15 protein-coding genes are annotated in these 12,750 nt (G+C 73.9%); 7 read left to right on the forward strand and 8 right to left on the reverse strand.

The window, feature by feature from the left end:
* Positions 1-2: 2 nt before the first annotated feature.
* Positions 3-476 carry a GNAT family N-acetyltransferase gene (locus tag ACIQV3_RS29365; protein ID WP_403717083.1) on the forward strand — a complete coding sequence of 158 codons (474 nt, stop codon included), beginning with the start codon at positions 3-5 and terminating at the stop codon, positions 474-476.
* A 58-nt stretch (positions 477-534) separates the two neighbouring features.
* On the opposite strand, the gene ACIQV3_RS29370 is transcribed toward ACIQV3_RS29365, so the two are convergent.
* The gene (locus tag ACIQV3_RS29370; RefSeq protein WP_403717226.1) at positions 535-1,527 is read right to left on the reverse strand and encodes a zinc-binding dehydrogenase; all 993 of its coding nucleotides are present in this window, start codon (positions 1,525-1,527) and stop codon (positions 535-537) included.
* Positions 1,528-1,735: 208 nt separating this feature from the next.
* Here ACIQV3_RS29370 and ACIQV3_RS29375 point away from each other — a divergent pair, with 208 nt between their 5' ends.
* Positions 1,736-2,389 (forward strand): pentapeptide repeat-containing protein, encoded by a 654-nt coding sequence (locus ACIQV3_RS29375; RefSeq protein WP_403717229.1) that lies wholly within the window; start codon positions 1,736-1,738, stop codon positions 2,387-2,389.
* Positions 2,390-2,620: 231 nt separating this feature from the next.
* On the opposite strand, the gene ACIQV3_RS29380 is transcribed toward ACIQV3_RS29375, so the two are convergent.
* Positions 2,621-3,124 (reverse strand): hypothetical protein, encoded by a 504-nt coding sequence (locus ACIQV3_RS29380; protein ID WP_403717084.1) that lies wholly within the window; start codon positions 3,122-3,124, stop codon positions 2,621-2,623.
* Positions 3,125-3,336: 212 nt separating this feature from the next.
* Here ACIQV3_RS29380 and ACIQV3_RS29385 point away from each other — a divergent pair, with 212 nt between their 5' ends.
* Both ACIQV3_RS29385 and ACIQV3_RS29390 read left to right on the forward strand, forming a co-directional pair.
* On the forward strand, positions 3,337-4,113 hold the full coding sequence (locus tag ACIQV3_RS29385; protein WP_403717085.1) for a sensor histidine kinase: 777 nt from the start codon (positions 3,337-3,339) through the stop codon (positions 4,111-4,113).
* Positions 4,110-4,742: a response regulator gene (locus ACIQV3_RS29390; RefSeq protein WP_403717231.1), complete on the forward strand. Its 633-nt coding sequence runs from the start codon at positions 4,110-4,112 to the stop codon at positions 4,740-4,742. The genes ACIQV3_RS29385 and ACIQV3_RS29390 overlap by 4 nt, the downstream gene beginning before the upstream one ends.
* A gap of 20 nt (positions 4,743-4,762) precedes the next feature.
* On the opposite strand, the gene ACIQV3_RS29395 is transcribed toward ACIQV3_RS29390, so the two are convergent.
* The 3 genes from ACIQV3_RS29395 to ACIQV3_RS29405 all read right to left on the reverse strand — a co-directional run bounded on the left by ACIQV3_RS29395 (position 4,763) and on the right by ACIQV3_RS29405 (position 7,455).
* Positions 4,763-5,413, reverse strand: coding sequence for a nuclear transport factor 2 family protein (locus tag ACIQV3_RS29395; RefSeq protein WP_403717087.1), 651 nt, complete (start codon positions 5,411-5,413; stop codon positions 4,763-4,765).
* Between the two features lie 204 nt (positions 5,414-5,617).
* Positions 5,618-6,232, reverse strand: coding sequence for a response regulator (locus tag ACIQV3_RS29400; RefSeq protein WP_389442922.1), 615 nt, complete (start codon positions 6,230-6,232; stop codon positions 5,618-5,620).
* A gap of 89 nt (positions 6,233-6,321) precedes the next feature.
* Positions 6,322-7,455 carry a sensor histidine kinase gene (locus ACIQV3_RS29405; RefSeq protein ID WP_403717234.1) on the reverse strand — a complete coding sequence of 378 codons (1,134 nt, stop codon included), beginning with the start codon at positions 7,453-7,455 and terminating at the stop codon, positions 6,322-6,324.
* A 572-nt stretch (positions 7,456-8,027) separates the two neighbouring features.
* Between ACIQV3_RS29405 and ACIQV3_RS29410 the strand changes: the two genes are divergently transcribed.
* Positions 8,028-8,585, forward strand: coding sequence for a heme-binding protein (locus ACIQV3_RS29410; protein WP_403717089.1), 558 nt, complete (start codon positions 8,028-8,030; stop codon positions 8,583-8,585).
* Between the two features lie 40 nt (positions 8,586-8,625).
* Positions 8,626-10,161, forward strand: coding sequence for a M1 family metallopeptidase (locus ACIQV3_RS29415; protein WP_403717091.1), 1,536 nt, complete (start codon positions 8,626-8,628; stop codon positions 10,159-10,161).
* Between the two features lie 13 nt (positions 10,162-10,174).
* Here the strand turns inward: ACIQV3_RS29415 and ACIQV3_RS29420 are convergent, their stop codons facing one another.
* Both ACIQV3_RS29420 and ACIQV3_RS29425 read right to left on the reverse strand, forming a co-directional pair.
* Positions 10,175-10,693, reverse strand: a complete 519-nt coding sequence (locus ACIQV3_RS29420) for a GNAT family N-acetyltransferase (RefSeq protein ID WP_403717093.1) — start codon at positions 10,691-10,693, stop codon at positions 10,175-10,177.
* Positions 10,694-10,778: 85 nt separating this feature from the next.
* On the reverse strand, positions 10,779-11,354 hold the full coding sequence (locus ACIQV3_RS29425) for a TerD family protein (protein ID WP_403717096.1): 576 nt from the start codon (positions 11,352-11,354) through the stop codon (positions 10,779-10,781).
* A gap of 186 nt (positions 11,355-11,540) precedes the next feature.
* Between ACIQV3_RS29425 and arfB the strand changes: the two genes are divergently transcribed.
* The gene (gene arfB / locus ACIQV3_RS29430) at positions 11,541-11,966 is read left to right on the forward strand and encodes an alternative ribosome rescue aminoacyl-tRNA hydrolase ArfB (protein ID WP_403717097.1); all 426 of its coding nucleotides are present in this window, start codon (positions 11,541-11,543) and stop codon (positions 11,964-11,966) included.
* A gap of 137 nt (positions 11,967-12,103) precedes the next feature.
* Here the strand turns inward: arfB and ACIQV3_RS29435 are convergent, their stop codons facing one another.
* Positions 12,104-12,709 carry a flavin reductase family protein gene (locus ACIQV3_RS29435; RefSeq protein ID WP_403717099.1) on the reverse strand — a complete coding sequence of 202 codons (606 nt, stop codon included), beginning with the start codon at positions 12,707-12,709 and terminating at the stop codon, positions 12,104-12,106.
* Positions 12,710-12,750: the final 41 nt, after the last annotated feature.

The following is a 12,750-nucleotide window of genomic DNA, read 5'->3' on the forward strand; positions in this document are numbered from 1 at the left end:
GCATGATCCGTAACGCCGTCGTCAGCGACGTACCCGTCATCCAGGCCATGATCCGCGAGCTCGCGGAGTACGAGAAGGTGCCGCACGAGGCGCGCGCCACCGAGGAGCAGTTGCGGGAGGCGCTCTTCGGGGAGCGCCCGGCGGCGTTCGCGCACCTGGCGGTGACGGCGGAGGGCGAGGCGGTCGGGTTCTCACTGTGGTTCCTCAGCTTCTCGACGTGGCGCGGGGTGCACGGGATCTACCTGGAGGACCTGTACGTCCGTCCGGGCGTGCGCGGCGGCGGCCACGGGAAGGCGCTGCTGCGGGAGTTGGCGCGGATCTGTGTGGAGCGCGGGTACGAGCGGCTGGAGTGGTCGGTCCTGAAGTGGAACGAGCCGACGATCGCCTTCTACGAGGCCTTGGGTGCGCGGCCGCAGGACGAGTGGTCGGTGTACCGGCTGACCGACGGGGCGCTGGCGGAGCTCGGGGGCGAGTAGCCGGGGCGCCGGCCCGGGGCGCCGGCCCGGGGGGCAGGCCCGGGGGGCAGGCCGGGGCTCAGGGTTCCAGGACGACCTTGCCGGTGGTGGCGCGGGTTTCCAGGTCGTGGTGGGCCGCGGCGGCTTCGGCCAGGGGGTAGCGCTGGAGGGCGGGGCGCAGGCGGCCGGTGGCGGCTTCGGCGAGGGCGCGGGTTTCGAGGAGGCGCAGGGGGTCTTCGCCGCCGGCGCGGCGGAGCATGGCGGGGCCGAGGACGTGCTGCGTGGTGATGCCGCGGGCGTCCAGGGCGGCCTGCTCGGTGTCGGTGAGGGCGAGGGGGCCGCCGGACCAGCCGAAGACGAGGTGGAGGGCGTCTTCGCGGAGCAGGCCGAGGGCGGTGCGGGCGACGGTTCCGCCGACGGAGTCGAAGAGGACGGTGGCGCCGTCGGGGTGGTGGGCGCGCAGGGTGTCGGCCCAGTCCGGGGCGGTGTAGTCGAGGGCGAGGTCGGCGCCGTTGGCGGCGGCGCGGGCGGTTTTGGCGGGGCCGCCGGCGAGGGCGACGACGGTGGCTCCGGCGTGCTTGGCGTACTGGACCAGCAGGGTGCCGATGCCGCCCGCGGCGGCGGGGACCAGGGCGACGGAGCCGGGGCCGAGGTCGGCGAACTGGAGGATGCCGAGGGTGGTGCGGCCGGTGCCGATCATGGCGACGGCGGTGGCGGGGTCGAGGCCGGGCGGGACGGGGTGCAGTCGGGCGGCGTCGGCGACGGCGTACTCGGCGTAGCCGCCGGGGGTGAATCCGAGGTGGACGACGACGGTCTTCCCGAGCCATCCGGTGTCCGTGCCGGCGCCGAGCGCGTCGACGGTGCCGGCGACCTCGCGGCCGGGGACGGTCGGCAGTTCGGGCAGGGGCGCGGGCGGGCCCTGGACGCCGCGGCGCAGGGCGGTGTCGAGGAGGTGCACGCCGGCGGCGGCCACGGCGATGCGGACCTGGCCGGGGGCGGGGACGGGGCGGGGGACGGACTCGTAGGTGAGGTTCTCGGCGGGGCCGAAGGCGTGGAGGCGGATGGCGCGCATGGGGGGCGGGGTGGGTGCGGTGGGTGTGGTCTGCGGGGTGGGCCGGGTGGGTGTCGTCATGGGTGAAGCCTCGGACCTCAAGTGGGGTTGAGGTCAAGGGGTGGGCCAGGATGGGGGGATGGCGGCAATGGCGCGGGACGGTCGGAAGACGCAGCAGAAGCAGCAGAAGCAGCGGACGCAGCAGGCGCAGCAGACGCAGCAGCGGACGGTGAAGGCGGCGAGGCGGCCCGAGGTGCGGCTGCCGGAGCTGGGCCGGTGGGAGGACGCGGAGCTGGGGCTGGAGCCGGACGGGGACTACGACGGGCTGGAGCTCGTCGAGGTGGACCTGACGGGCGGGGACGGGCGGGGGGCCCGGTTCATGGACTGCGCGCTACGGCGCTGCGTGCTGGACGAGACCGGACTGGCGAAGGTACGGATCCTGGACTCGGTGCTGGACGGCGTCCGGGGAGTGGGGACGGACCTGTCGGAGGCCTCGCTGCGCGACGTGGAACTGCTGGACGCCCGGCTGGGCGGGGTGCAGTTGCACGGGGCGGTGCTGGAGCGGGTGCTCGTGCGCGGGGGCAAGATCGATTACCTGAACCTGCGGACGGCGCGGCTCAAGGACGTGGTCTTCGAGGGGTGCGTGCTGGTGGAGCCGGACTTCGGGGGCGCGGTGCTGGAACGGGTGGAGTTCCGTGACTGCGAGGTGCGGGCGGTGGACTTCACGGGGGCGCGGATGACGGACGTGGACCTTCGGGGGGCACGGGCGCTGGAGATCGCGCGGGGGGTGGACGCGCTGGCCGGGGCGGTGATCAGTGCGGGGCAGCTGTTCGAGCTGGCTCCGGCGATGGCCGCGCAGCTCGGGTTGAGGGTGGTTCCCTAGTCCGCTCGGGGGCGGCCGGCCCTGGCGGTCGGCTGGGGTGGCCCCGCAGGGCCGCCCGGCCGGCCGGGCGGCCCTGCGGGGCTGTCTGTCCCCTACCCGCCCTTCCACCGTTCCCAGGGCTCTGCCCTGACCGGGTCCTCGAACGCCGGACGGGCTGAGGGGGAAACCGGGCTGTGCCCCGGACCTGCCTGGGGCTGTGCCCCGGGCCCCGGTGCTCACACGTCGGACGGCTTACGCCGGGACGCGGGGGAAGCGGGACTGGAGGGTCCAGATGACCGGGTTGTCGGCCAGGCCGTCGTGCATGTCGACGAGGTCCGCGATCACGTCGTGGAGGAAGTCCCGTGCTTCGCGGCGCAGCAGGCGGTGGCTGAAGGTGAGGGGGGCCTCTTCCGAGGGCATCCAGTCGGCCTCGACGTCGACCCACCCGAAGCGGCGCTCGAAGAGCATGCGGTCCGAGGACTCGGTGAAGTCGATCTCGGCGTACTGCCGGTTGGCCGCGCGGCTGCCGCGCGGGTCCTGGTCGAGCTGCTCGACGATGTCGCACAGCGCCCAGGCGAAGTCCAGTACGGGCACCCATCCCCAGGCTGTGGACACTTCCCGGTCCGCGTCGGTGTCGGCGAGGTAGACGTCCCCGCAGAACAGGTCGTGGCGCAGCGAGTGGACGTCCGCCGAGCGGTAGTCGGTCTGCGGGGGGTCGGGGAAGCGCCGGGAGAGGGAGTAGCCGATGTCGAGCACGTACCCGATGGTGTCATGGGTGGGGTGGGGGGTGTCCCGCCCGTCCGGGAGCGGAGGGGGCCGAGGGGGGCGGAGGGGGGCGAAGGGGGCCGTGGGGCGGTTCCGCGGGGGGTGCGGGCCCGCGGATCAGAGTTGCTGATGCTCCCCCGGGGTGTCGGGTTCGCCGGATTAAGCTCGGCGCGTCCGGGGGGTCGTGGCGAGAGGGGACGGGCGTGGGGGGAGCCGGGGGGCAGGGGGAGGCCGTGGTGGCCGGGGTGCTGCGGGAGCGGCACCGGCTCGCGGCCGAGCTGCACGACACCGTGGCACAGGGGCTGACCAGCATGCACCTGCTGCTCGACGCCGCCGACCGGGAGTGGACCCGTGAGCCGCGCCGGGCCCGGCAGCTGGTGCGGCAGGCCGCCGCCGCGGCGCGCGAGAACCTCGCCGAGGTCCGGCGCATCATCCACGACCTGGCTCCGGTGGAGCTGGAACGGGGGGCGGCCCTGGCCGATGTCCTGCGCGAGCTGTGCGCCGGGACGGAGGGGGCCCGGTTCCGGCTGGAGGGGGAACCCCGGCCGGTGCCGGGCAGGGTCGAGGCCGCGGTGCTGCGGGCGGCCCAGGGCGCCCTGGGCAACGTACGCCGGCACGCGCGGGCCTCCGTCGTCGTGGTGACGCTGACCTATCAGCGGTACGTGCTCGCCCTGGACGTGTGGGACGACGGCGTCGGGTTCGATCCGGACGGCGATGGGGACGGCGACGGGGACGGGGACGGCGACGCAGCCGCGGGCCCGGGTGGGGACGGGCTGCGGCTGCTGCGGCGTCGGATCGCGTATCTGGGGGGTACGGCGACCGTGGAGAGCAGTCCGGGTGGGGGAGGGACGGTGGTGTCGGTCTGCGTGCCCGTGCCTGTACCTGTGCCTGTGCCTGTACTTGTGCCCGTTCCTGTGCCTGTGCCCGGGCAGGGGCACGGGGACGGGCAGGGCTTGAGACCGGGGGCGTGGTCGGCGTGACCCCGGTGCGGATCCTGTTGGTGGACGATCATCCCGTTGTGCGTGCGGGGCTGCGGGCGCTGCTCGGCGGGTGTCCCGAGTTCGAGGTGTGCGGTGAGGCCGCGGACGGGGGCGCCGCCCTGCGGATGGTGCGCGAGCTGGGTCCCGACCTGGTGCTGATGGACATCCGGATGGGCCCGGGCATGTGCGGGGTGGAGACCACGCGGCGGATCGGGCGGCTGCCCGCGCCGCCCCGGGTGGTCGTGCTCAGCGGCTACGAGTCCGATGCGTACGTCGTACGGGCCGTGGAGGCGGGTGTGGCGGGGTACCTGCTGAAGGGGTCCCCGCCCGACCTGTTGTTCCAGGCGCTGCGGACGGTGGCGGCGGGGGAGTCGGCGCTGTCGCCCTCGGTGGTCTCGCGGCTGATGAGCCGGTACCGGGCGCCGAGTGCGGCGCTGACGGCACGGGAGACCGAGATCCTGGAGCTGATCGCGACGGGCCGCTCCAACCGGGAGATCGGATCGGCCCTGTTCATCAGCGGGACGACGGTCAAGACGCACCTCGTGCACGTCTACGAGAAGCTCGGGGTGGAGAACCGCACGGCGGCCGTGCGCGCGGCCGTCGACCGGGGGCTCATCGGGCTGGGGTGAACCCGGGGGCGGGGGAGGAGTCAGTTCGGGTACGCGATCTGGACCGCGGTGCCGTTGTACTGCCAGAGCGGGGAGAAGACGCGCTTGCGGATCTTCCAGACGCCCGCGGACTTCACGTACTCGTCGCGGTAGCGGATGCCGCGTACGACGACGGTCTCCGGGGCGGTGGCGGTGGCCGGGTACACGAGTTGGGCGGTGGCGTGGCTGTCGCCCGTCGCGGTGTACCGGCCGGTGACGCGGACGTGGGCGTTGGCCGTGACGTGGGTGGAGTAGCCCCAGGCCGCCGCGCCGTCGAGGTTGGCGACGACCGCCTCGATGCCGGACTTGACGATGCCGGCGGTGCCGTCGGGGTGGGCCATGACGGTGAGGGTGGCGTCGTCGGTGAAGAGGGTCCGGAAGACCGTCTTGTCCTTGGTGTCGACGGCGAAGAGGTAGGTCTCCAGCAGGCGGTGGATCGCCAGCTCGTCCTCCGCGGAACCGGCCGGGCCGGAGCCGGCACCGGAACCGGAACCGTAGGAGGCGGTCGACAGCTCCTCGGACGCGGATGCGGTGGCGTGCGCAGCGGTGGCGGGTGTCGCGGAAGCGAGGGCGCCGAGTCCGGCTACGGCGGCGCCGGTGCCCAGCATGGTGAGCATGCGGCGGCGTTCCGGGGCGAAATCGGTGGTCGGCATGGCGGGTTCCTCTCGACACGGCTGGTGGCACCCGGGCCTGCTCGGGGCGGTCCGGGCACTGACGAGCCTGTCGTGTCGCCGCCCGCGGGGGATCGGCGCGGCGTACGAGCGCGATCTCGTACGGATGGACGATGCCGGGCGGTGCCGGGCCGTGCCGGGTGGTGCCGGGCCGGGCCCGCGCCGCCCCGTGCCGTCGTGCGGTGCTCAGGGAAGGAGGCGTTGCTCCTTGGCCACCGAGACCGCGCCCGCGCGGGTGTCGACGCCGAGCTTGTCGTAGATGCGGCCCAGGTGGGTCTTGACCGTGGCCTCGCTGATGAACAGGGCGCGGGCGATGTCGCGGTTGCCGAGGCCGCGGGCCAGCTGGCCGAGGATGTCGAGCTCCCGGTCGGTCAGGGTGGGGCGGTTGCCGCCGCGCATGTGGGCCATCACGCGGCTGGCCACGGGGGCGGAGAGCGTGGTGCGGCCCTGGGCGGCGGAGTGGATCGCGGCGAACAGCTCCTCGGGGCGTTCCGCCTTGAGGAGGTAGCCCGTGGCGCCCGCGCCGATGGCCCGGGTGATGTCCGCGTCGGTGTCGTACGTGGTCAGGACCAGGACGTGCGGGGGCTTCGGGGCGGCGGTGATGCGGCGGGTGGCCTCCACGCCGTCGATGCCCTCGCCGAGCTGGAGGTCCATCAGGACGACGTCGGGGCGGAGCTTGGCCGCGAGGGCGACCGCCTCCTCGCCGCTGCCGGCCTCGCCGAGCACCTCGATGTCCGGCTCGCTGCCGAGGAGGGCCAGCAGGCCGGCGCGGACGACGACGTGGTCGTCGCAGAGGAGGATCGTGGTCGCCGCCTTGGCGGCGGGGGCGGTCTCGTTGTGGGCCGCCTCCTCGGGGTCGGGGGTCGTGGCGGCCGGGTTCTCGTTCGTGGTCACGGGGTGGACTCCAGGGGGATCGACGCCGACAGGACCGTGCCCTCGCCCGCGGTGGATTCGATGGTCAGGGTGCCGCCGAGCTGGCGGACGCGGGCGCGCATCGCGGGGAGGCCGTGGCCGCGTTCCCCCGCGGTGGAGCGGGTCTGGGTGAAGCCGTGGCCGTCGTCGGCGACGTCCAGGACGACCTGGTCGCCCAGGAAGCTCAGCGTGAGGGCCGCGGTACGGGCCCCCGAGTGCTCCCGTACGTTCGCCAGCGCACCCTGCGCGATGCGCAGCAGCGCCTGCTCCGCGCGGTCGGGGAGGGGGGCCGGGGCGCCCTCCAGGTGGAAGCGGACCTCGATCTCGGGGCCCGCGTCCAGTGCGCGCAGGGCGTCCGGGAGGCCGGCGCCGCCGGCGAGTTCGGGCGGCGCGAGGTCGTGCACCAGTCGGCGGGCCTCGGCGAGGCCGCGCGCGGTGATGTCGGTGGCGGTACGGACGTGCGCGCGGGCGGTGCCGGGATCGGTGTCCCAGGTGCGGTCGGCCGCTTGGAGGAGCATCTGCTGGCTGGACAGGTGCTGGGCCAGGGTGTCGTGGATCTCCATGGAGAGCCGCTGGCGTTCGGCGAGGGTGCCGGCGCGGCGTTCGGTGGCGGCCAGTTCCCGGCGGGTGCGGATCAGGTCGTCGATCAGGGTGCGCTGGGCTGCGGCCTGCCGCTCCATGTGGACGAAGACGGCGGTGGCGAGGGCGGCGACGGCGGGCGGGGCGAGGAGGAGGTTGGGATCGAAGGGCTCGCCCGAGCCGGAGGTGTGCGCGAGGCGGAGCTGGGCCGCGACGACGAACACGGTGAGCAGCGCCACGAGGACGACGGCCGCGCGGGGCTGGAGGGTGCGCAGGGCCGTGTAGAAGAGCGGTACGGCGCACCAGGCGAAGCTCGGCGCGAGGACGACGAGGACCACCCAGACGGTGACGACCACGCCGAGCCAGAGGAGGCGGCGCAGGGTGGGGGCGGCGCCGAGGGCGGGGCCGAGTACGTAGAGCAGGGCCAGGGTGATGCCGAGGGCGATGATCCACGGGGTGCGGGGTTCGTCGGGGTGGCGGAGGAGGAAGCGGGCCACGGAGGCGCCGAGGAGGAGGAAGAACGCGGTGTGCATGACCGTGGCGAGGGCGCGGGTGTCTTTTTGGGGGGTGGGGCGGGTGGGGGTCACCGGGCTCGGTGGGGGCGCGGGGGCTGCCGGGGCCGCCGGGGGCGGGGCCGCCGGGCTCGGTGGGGGCGCGCTGGTCACGGGGTGCTCCTGGGGGGCTGGTGCGTATGTCCATGGTGCCGGTTGGGTGGGTGGTGCGGGTGGGGGCGCTGCGCGGGCGAAGTCCCCTACCCGCCCTTCCACCGTTCCCCGGGCGCTGCCCGGACCCCGGTCCTCAAGCGCCGGACGGGCTGAGAGGGAAGGGCCCGGCCGCTGCCCGGACCCTCTGGGGCTCCGCCCCAGACCCCGGTCCTCAAACGCCGGACGGCTGGATAGCCCCGGGCAGCGGGAAGGGGCTGCGGGAAGGGCCAGGTAAGCGTCCCGTGGGGGGTCGCCGCATCAGCCGATCGGTTGATGCCTGCATCAACCGGTGGGGGGCGGGTTCCGAGCCGGTACGGGGACGGGGTGGTGGGGGTGGGCGGGAGAGGGTTGGAGCAACGGCAGGACAGCCCGCCGTGCCGACGTTCACAGGAGCAGCAGACATGAAGACCCGCACCCGCGTTCTCACCGGTACCGCCGTCGCCGTCGCCCTCGGTGCCGGAGCCTTCGGCGCGGTCAGCGCCAGCGCCGCCCCGGCTTCCGCTCCGGCCGCCGCCACCGCCGCCGTCGCGAAGAAGGACGGCGACAAGAAGAACTTCACCACCTCCACGCACCTCACCATCGACGCCGCCACCCGCGCCGCCCAGGCCGCGCTGGACGCCGCCGAGAGCGAGAACCAGAAGGTGACCGTCGCCGTCGTCGACCGCAACGGCAACACCATCGTCACGCTGCGCGGCGACGGCGCGGGCCCGCAGTCCTACGAGTCGGCGCAGCGCAAGGCCTACACCGCCGTGTCCTGGAACGCCCCGACCTCGGTGCTCGCCGGCCGCCTCGCGCAGACCCCGAACCTGAAGGACATCCCCGGCACCCTCTTCCTCGGCGGCGGCACCCCCGTCCAGGCCGACGGCGCCCCGGTCGCGGGTGTCGGCGTGGCCGGCGCCCCGAGCGGTGACCTGGACGAGAAGTTCGCCAAGGCCGGCGTGGACGCCCTCAACAAGTAGCAGCGCCGAGGAGCGCGTCGCGGGACGTAGTCTCGAACGCGTGGATCATCGCGCTCTCTCCCGCCTGGCCGTCCCCGCCGTCGCCGCCCTGCTCGCCCTCACCACGGGCTGCACGGGGGACACCGTGCAGGGGCGGCCGGGTGCGTCGGGGGTGCGCGACCCGTTCTTCCCCAAGGCCGGCAACGGCGGTTACCAGGTCGAGCACTACTCCCTGGACCTCGACTACGACCCGGCCGACGGGCGGCTGCACGCCACCGCCGTCATCACCGCCCGCGCCGAGCAGGGGCTCAGCTCCTTCAACCTCGATCTCAGCGGGCTCCAGGTGGAGGCGGTGAGCGTGCAGGGCGCCGGGGCCCGCTTCAACCGCTCCGGCAACGAGCTGACGGTGCGCCCCGCCGAGGACCTGGAGCGCGGGGAGGTCTTCCGTACGGAGGTCGACTACTCCGGCCGGCCCAGGACCGTCACCGACCCCGACGGTTCCCGCGAGGGGTGGATCGTCACCCCGGGCGCCGCCGGCGCGGTCGGCGTCGGCGAACCCGTCGGGTCGATGGCCTGGTTCCCGGGGAACCACCACCCGAGCGACAAGGCCACGTACGACATCACGGTGACCGTCCCCCGCGGGTACGAGGCCGTCTCCAACGGCGAACTGCGCTCCCGTACGGAGGAGACGGAGGCGACGGAGGAGGGCGACGGGCGGACCGTGTTCGCCTGGCGCTCGGCGGAGCCGATGGCGAGCTACCTGGCGACCGTGGCCGTCGGGAAGTTCGAGGTGACGACCGGGCGGACCGCCTCCGGGATCCCCGTCTACACGGCGGTCGCGCCCGGGGAGGCGGGGGCGGGCGAGGGCGCGCTATCGCGGCTGCCCGAGATGGTGGAGTGGGGCATCGGGCGGTTCGGCCCGTACCCCTTCTCCACGACGGGCGCGATCGTGCTTCCCGCGCACAGCCTCGGCTACGCGCTGGAGACGCAGACCCGGCCGGTGTTCCCGGGGGCGCCCGACAGCGAGGAACTGGTGCTGCACGAGCTGGCGCACCAGTGGTTCGGGAACTCGGTGTCGCCGAAGTCCTGGAAGGACATGTGGCTCAACGAGGGTTTCGCGACCTACGCCGAGTGGCTGTGGTCCGAGGACCACGGCGGTCCGAGCGCACAGCAGCACTTCGACGCCTACCTCGCCGGGGACACGCGCGTCGACGGCGCGGCGGGCTCGGACTGGGGGGCCTTCCCGCCGGCCGCACCGCGGAGCCCGAAGGAGATCTCCGGGTCCCCGGTGTACGGGCGCGGGGCGATGGTCCTGCAACGGGTCCGGCAGGAGGTCGGCGACGAGAAGTTCTTCGCCCTCGTGCGCGGCTGGGCCGCCGACCACCGGCACGCGAACGCGAGCACGGCCGATTTCACCGCCTACGCGCAGGAGAAGACGGGCCGTGACCTGACGGAGGTCTGGGACGTGTGGCTGTACGGGAAGGACCGCCCGAAGGCACCGACTAAGGCACCGACTAAGGCACCGACGAAGGCGCCGGCCAAGGCACCGACGAAGGCGCCGCCGGAGGCCTCGAAGGCAGCTCCGGAGGCTCCCTAGCCGCGCCGCCCGCCTACAGCGCCTTGCGCAGGACCGTGCAGGGGCGGCCCGCCTCGCGGTCGGCGGCCCGGCGCAGGGTGACGTACCCCTGGGACCGCCAGAAGGCGAGGGCCTTCTCGTTGGCGTCGAGCACGGCGATCCGTACGCCCGACCGTCCCGCGTCGCGGAAGCGGTCCTCGACCAGGGCGACCACGGCGCGGCCGTATCCCTCGCGGTGCGCGGTGGCGTCGATGAGCAGCAGGCCGATCCACGGGTCGGGGTCCTCGGACTCCGGATCGGGGTGCCCGGCGAGGGTGGCGGCCAGGCCTACGAGGCGTCCGGCGGAGCGGGCGAGGAGGACCTCGGCGCCTTCGCGCGCGAGCTCGTCGGCGAGGGCGGCGGCGACCTGTTCGACCGTGATGCGGCCGGGGTCGGGGAAATCTCCGCTGAGCTCGAAGAACGCGTGGTTGGTCGCGTAGAGCGTGGCGATTTCGGTGAGGACCGGGCCCGGCAGGGCGCCGTCCTCGACGGGGGCGAGCGGCAGGAGGATCACGTACCGAACGGTAGCGAAGCCCCCTCCCCGGACGGCCGGGAGGGGGCTTCAGCCGAGTCGCGTCCTCGGACGCGGGGGCTCAGGATCAGACGTTGACGCCGAAGTCCTGGGCGATGCCGGTCAGGCCGGAGGCGTAACCCTGGCCCACGGCGCGGAACTTCCACTCGGCGCCGTTGCGGTAGAGCTCGCCGAAGACCATGGCGGTCTCGGTCGCCGCGTCCTCGGAGAGGTCGTAGCGGGCGATCTCGACGCCACCGGCCTGGTTCACGACGCGGATGTACGCGTTGCGGACCTGGCCGAAGTTCTGGCTGCGGGTCTCGGCGTCGTAGATGGAGACCGGGAAGACGATCTTGTCCACGTCGGCCGGCAGGCCGGCGAGGTTGACGTTGATGGCCTCGTCGTCGCCCGCGCCCTCGCCGGTGCGGTTGTCACCGGTGTGCACGATGGTCTGGTCCGGGGTGGACTTGTTGTTGAAGAAGACGAAGTGGCCGTCGGAGACGACCTTGCCCTGCGGGTTGACCGCGATCGCGGAGGCGTCCAGGTCGAAGTCGACACCGGTGGTCGTGCGGGTGTCCCAGCCGAGGCCGACCGTGACGGCCGCGAGGCCCGGGGCCTCCTTGCTGAGCGAGACGTTTCCGCCCTTGGAGAGGCTTACTGCCATGGTGACTGGTGTCCCTTCCTAGTCTCACTTGGTCTCACTTGTCGTATCGACCGTGAGGCTGCCCAAGTTACCGCTGACCTCCATAACGCGGGGAGAGGGGCGCGAGGTTCCGCATTCGGAGAATTGTCCGCGATGTAGGCGGAAATGCGGGTGACGGGGCCCCGGCGGGCACGGATCATAGGAGGCATGCCTGGTCCCTATGTCATCCGCGGTTCGGTCGTGCTCCCCGAGGGCGAGCTCGCCTGGCGCTTTTCGCGGTCCTCCGGGCCGGGCGGCCAGCACGTGAACACCTCGGACTCGCGCGTGGAGCTCCTCTTCGACGTCGCGGCGACGAAGTCGCTGCCCGACGTGTGGAAGGAGCGGGCGCTGGAGCGCCTCGCGTCCCGGCTGGTCGACGGGGTGGTGACGGTACGGGCCTCCGAGCACCGCTCACAGTTCCGCAACCGGGAGATGGCGCTGGTCCGGCTGACCGCACTGCTGGCCGAGGCCACGGCGCCGCCGCCGAAGGCGCGCCGGGCCACGAAGATCCCCCGGGGCATCAACGAACGGCGGCTGCGCGAGAAGAAGGCCCGCGGCGAGACCAAGCGGGGGCGGGGCGCGCGCGACTGGTGACGCCGGGCCGGGTGCCGGGGGACCGCCCGGCCTCAGGGCGCCGGGTGGCGGGTGGACCGCCCCGGCCTCAGGGCGCCGGGTGGCGGGTGGACCGCCCCGGCCTCAGGGCGCCAGGTGGCGGGTGGACCGCCCCGGCCTCAGGGCGCCAGGTGCCGGTAACGCCCCCGGAAGTAGGTCAGCGGCGGGGAGTCCGGCGCGGGCTGGGCGGCGGTGAGGACGTGGCCGATGACCAGGGTGTGGTCGCCGGCCTCGACGCGGTTCTCCGTACGGCACTCCAGGGTGGCCAGGGCCCCCGACAGCAGCGGGGCGCCGGAGACGCCGCCGCGGGTGTAGGGGAGGTCCGCGAAGAGCAGCCGGTCGCTGATGCGGTTCTTCATCGAGAACCGGCTGGCGATCTGGAGCTGGTGGTCGGCGAGCACGGAGACCGACCACAGCGGCTGCTCGGCCAGCAGATCGTCCATGCGGGAGCCCTCGCGCACGCTGACGAGGACCAGCGGTGGTTCCAGGGACACGGACATGAAGGCGGTCGCCGTCATGCCGACGTCCTCGCCGCGCCGGCCGTCGGCCGACAGGGGCGCCTCCTGTGCGGTGATCAGGCACACGCCGGCGGTCAGTCGGGACATCGCGGCCCGGAACTCGTCGTTGCTCACCCCCACAGCATGGGGTGCGGGTACGGAAAGTGGTGTCACGGGGGTCGTAGGGGGCACGGTCGGGACGCTACTGTCACCCCTCGCGCGGCGCATCGGGCGCAGGGCGGAGCCGCTCCCCGGCCCGTCGACCTAAG

The organism is Streptomyces sp. NPDC099050 (assembly GCF_044759865.1).
In the GTDB taxonomy this organism is placed as follows: Bacteria; Actinomycetota; Actinomycetes; order Streptomycetales; family Streptomycetaceae; genus Streptomyces.